Source organism: Streptomyces sp. NPDC054840 (assembly GCF_053611065.1).
On the sequence record NZ_JBSGZP010000606.1, the window covers coordinates 1 to 4,491 of the forward strand.

At 72.4% G+C, this 4,491-nt stretch carries 3 protein-coding genes; all 3 read left to right on the forward strand.

Going from position 1 to position 4,491, the window contains the following annotated elements:
• Positions 1–1,989, forward strand: a 1,989-nt coding sequence (locus ACWGIU_RS30560) for a DUF5682 family protein (protein ID WP_453711218.1), incomplete at its 5' end; no start/stop codon positions are given.
• A 135-nt stretch (positions 1,990–2,124) separates the two neighbouring features.
• Positions 2,125–3,300: a VWA domain-containing protein gene (locus ACWGIU_RS30565; RefSeq protein ID WP_453711220.1), complete on the forward strand. Its 1,176-nt coding sequence runs from the start codon at positions 2,125–2,127 to the stop codon at positions 3,298–3,300.
• A 289-nt stretch (positions 3,301–3,589) separates the two neighbouring features.
• On the forward strand, positions 3,590–4,491 hold a 902-nt coding region (gene sucC / locus ACWGIU_RS30570), incomplete at its 3' end, for an ADP-forming succinate--CoA ligase subunit beta (RefSeq protein ID WP_453711222.1).

The window sequence follows — 4,491 nt, forward strand, 5'->3', positions numbered from 1 at the left end:
GAGCACGAGGTCCCGGTCCGGTTCATCGACCTTCCGGCGGCGCACTCGCTCGCCGCCGGAGGGGACGGGCAGGAAGGGGCCGAGTCCGACGCCGTCCGGCTGGACCCCCTGGCCGTGCTGGCCGAGACGGCCGGGTACGACGACCCCGAGCGCTGGTGGGAGGACGTGGTCGAGCACCGCGGCGCCCGGGGCGCGGGGGAGGACGTGCTCGGGGCGTTCGAGGCGCTCGGGGAGGCCATGGCAGCCCTGCGCGATGCGTACGGCGACGGGGGCCACCGGCGTGACCTGGTGCGCGAGGCGTACATGCGTCAGCGCATGCGGGCCGCCCGCCGGGAGTTCGGCGACGCGTATGCCGTGGTGTGCGGGGCCTGGCACGTCCCCGCGCTGCGGGCCAGGACCACCGTGGCCGCCGACAAGGCCCTGCTGAGCGGCCTGCCGAAGGTCAAGGTGGAGACCACTTGGGTGCCCTGGACCCACCGCAGGCTCGCCCGGGCCGGCGGGTACGGCGCGGGGATCACCTCTCCCGGCTGGTACGCCCACCTCTTCACCGCCCGGGACCGGCCCGTCGAGCGGTGGCTGACCAAGGTCGCCGGACTGCTGCGCGAGGAGGACCGGCAGGTCTCCTCGGCGCACGTCATCGAGGCGGTCCGGCTGGCGGAGACCCTCGCCGCGATGCGGGGCCGGCCGCTGCCCGGACTGACGGAGACCATGGAGGCGGTCCGGGCGGTGATGTGCGACGGCTCCGACATACCGCTCGCACTGATCGAGGACCGGCTCGTCGTCGGCGACGTACTCGGCGAGGTCCCGGACGGAGCCCCGGTCGTACCCCTCCAGCGCGACCTGACACGACAGCAGCGCACACTCCGGCTCAAGGCCGAGGCCCAGGACCGCGATCTGGAACTGGACCTGCGCAAGGACAGCGACACGGCGAAGTCCCTGCTGCTGCACCGGCTGAGGCTGCTCGGCATCGGCTGGGGCACACCCGCCGCCTCCCGGGCCGGCACCGGAACCTTCCGGGAGACCTGGCGGCTGCGGTGGGAGCCGGAGCTGTCGGTGCGGATCGCCGAGGCCGGGATATGGGGGACCACCGTCCTCGGCGCGGCTACGGCCAAGGCCGAGGCGGACGCCGCCGGCGCCGAGGAACTGGGCGAGGTGACGGCCCTGGCCGAGCAGTGCCTGCTGGCCGGGCTCGCGCAGGCGCTGCCCGCCGTACTGCGGGCCCTCGCGGACCGGGCCGCGCTGGACACCGACGTGGCGCGGCTCGCCAAGGCCTTGCCGGCCCTGGCCCGTTCGCTGCGGTACGGGGACGTCCGGGGCACCGACGCGACGGCGCTCGGCGCCGTGGCGGCCGGGCTCGCCGAGCGGATATGCGTGGCGCTGCCCTCGGCCTGCACGGCCGGACTGGACGCCGACGCGGCGGCCGGGATGCGCGGTCACGTGGACGGGGTGCACGGGGCGATCGGGCTGCTGGCGGACGCCGACGAAGGGCTGCGGGAGCGCTGGTCCGCGGTGCTCGCCGTGCTGGCCGGCCGGGACACCGTGCCCGGCGTGATCCGGGGCAGGGCGGCCCGGCTGCTCCTCGACGACGGGCGGCTGCCGGCCGAGGAGACGGCCCGGCTGATGGGGCTCGCCCTGTCCCCGGCGTCCTCCCCGGCCGACGCGGCGGGCTGGATCGAGGGCTTCGCGGGCGGCAGCTCGGGCGGGGGCACGCTGCTGGTCCACGACGACCGGCTGCTGGGACTGATCGACACCTGGCTGGTGGGGGTGCCGGAGCGCGCGTTCACCGACGTACTCCCGCTGCTGCGGCGGACCTTCGGGGCGTACGAGCCGGGCGTGAAGCGGACTCTCGGCGAGCTGGTCCGCCGCGGCCCGGGCGGTTCCGCTGTCGCGGTGACGACGGGCGCGGCCCCCGAGGGCTTCGCCCCGGAGCTGGACCCGGTCCGGGCGGAGGCGGTGGTGGGGCTCGTGCGGATGCTGCTCGCCGGGTGAGGGGCCTCCGCCCGGCCCCGCGCCTCGCACGCCGGCGGGGCCGAAGAGCGCGCCTCACACCGGCGGGGCGGACGAGCGGGGCCGGGAGTGTGGGAAACGACGAGTGCAGGGGGACGGAACATGAACGGTACGGACATGAGCGCGCAAGAGCAGTACGGCGAGGAGCCCGCCGGAGGCGAGCGGCTGCGGCGGTGGCGGATGGTGCTCGGCGGGGGCGAGGCCGACGGCACCGGGTGCGCGCTGACCGGGCGGGACGCGGCGATGGACGCCGCGCTCGGCGCACTGTACGGCGGTGGCGGGGAGGCGGGGTCCCGCAGGACGTCGGGGGCGCGGTCGGCCGGGCTCGGCGGGTCCGCGCCGAATGTGGCCCGCTGGCTCGGGGACATCCGTACGTACTTCCCCAGCTCCGTGGTCCAGGTCATGCAGCGCGATGCCATCGAGCGGCTCGGCCTGGCCGCCCTGCTGCTGGAACCCGAGATGCTGGAGGCCGTCGAACCGGACGTGCACCTGGTCGGCACCCTGCTCTCCCTGAACAAGGCGATGCCCGAGACGACGAAGGAGACGGCGCGGGCCGTCGTCCGCAAGGTGGTCGAGCAGCTGGAGAAGCGGCTCGCGACCCGCACCCGGGCCACCCTCACCGGCGCCCTCGACCGCTCCGCCCGGATCAGCCGGCCCCGCCACCACGACATCGACTGGAACCGCACGATCCAGGCCAACCTCAAGAACTACCTGCCCGAGTACCGCACCGTCGTCCCCGAGCGGCTGATCGGGTACGGCCGGGCGGCCCGATCGGTGAAGAAAGAGGTGATCCTCTGCATCGACCAGTCGGGTTCGATGGCGGCCTCCGTCGTCTACGCCTCCGTCTTCGGCGCGGTCCTCGCCTCGATGCGCTCGATCGCCACCCGTCTGGTCGTCTTCGACACCGCGATCGTCGACCTGACCGACCAGCTCGACGACCCGGTCGACGTCCTCTTCGGCACCCAATTGGGCGGTGGCACCGATATCAACCGCGCTCTCGCCTACTGCCAATCGAAGATCACCCGGCCCGCCGACACCGTCGTCGTCCTGATCAGTGATCTCTACGAGGGCGGTATCCGCAACGAAATGCTGAAGCGGGTCGCCGCGATGAAGGGGGCGGGCGTGGAGTTCGTGACCCTGCTGGCCCTGTCCGACGAGGGCGCCCCGGCCTACGACCGTGAGCACGCCGCAGCCCTTGCGGCGCTTGGGGCACCGGCCTTCGCCTGCACTCCCGACCTGTTCCCGGAGGTGATGGCCGCGGCACTTGAGAAGCGCCCCCTGCCGATCCCCTGACGGCTTCCTGGCCGCCCCGTCCCGTCTGCTGCTGTGAATCGGCGAATCACACGAACTTCCAGTTCAACCGTGAGGCGATCTGTGACAGGTATCACCGCTCAGGTGTGATCTGCGATTTAGGGTCCCAGGTCCCTCGGGGATAACCTGCGGGACGGACATGCCGCGTCCACGGTCACCGTGTGCGCCTTCCTTGTGACAGCGCCGTCACGTTGCCCTCCGCGGCACGCCCACGCAGATAGCAGACAACCGCGAATCACTGCGAATCTTTGAAGACAAGGGACGGACGCGCGTGGACCTGTTCGAGTACCAGGCGAGGGACCTCTTCGCCAAGCACGGTGTACCGGTGCTGGCCGGTGAAGTCATCGACACGCCTGAGGCGGCTCGCGAGGCCACCGAGCGGCTGGGCGGCAAGTCGGTCGTCAAGGCGCAGGTGAAGGTCGGCGGCCGCGGCAAGGCCGGTGGCGTGAAGCTGGCCGCCACCCCGGACGAGGCCGTCGCCCGGGCGACGGACATCCTCGGCATGGACATCAAGGGCCACACGGTCCACAAGGTGATGATCGCCGAGACGGCTCCGGAGATCCTGGAGGAGTACTACGTCTCGTACCTCCTCGACCGGACCAACCGCACCTTCCTCGCCATGGCGTCCGTCGCGGGTGGCATGGACATCGAGCAGGTCGCCGAGGAGACCCCGGAGAAGCTCGCCAAGGTTCCGGTGAACGCCAACGAGGGCGTGACCATCGAGAAGGCCCGCGAGATCGTCGCGCTGGCGCAGTTCCCGGCCGAAGTCGCCGAGAAGGTCGCCGAGGTCCTCGTGACCCTGTGGGAGACCTTCATCGCCGAGGACGCGCTCCTCGTCGAGGTCAACCCGCTCGCGAAGGTTGCCAACGGTGACGTCATCGCGCTCGACGGCAAGGTCTCGCTCGACGAGAACGCCGAGTTCCGCCAGCCGGGTCACGAGGAGTTCGTGGACCACGCGGCCGCGAACCCGCTCGAGGCCGCCGCCAAGGCGAAGAACCTCAACTACGTCAAGCTCGACGGTGAGGTCGGCATCATCGGCAACGGCGCGGGTCTCGTCATGAGCACCCTCGACGTCGTCGCCTACGCCGGCGAGAACCACGGCGGCGTCAAGCCCGCCAACTTCCTGGACATCGGCGGCGGCGCCTCCGCCGCCGTCATGGCCAACGGTCTCGA

Bases quoted from the DNA above. Each gene is read 5' to 3' on its own strand.
- ACWGIU_RS30565 (WP_453711220.1), top strand. From the start codon at position 2,125: ATGAGCGCGCAAGAGCAGTACGGCGAGGAGCCCGCCGGAGGCGAGCGG.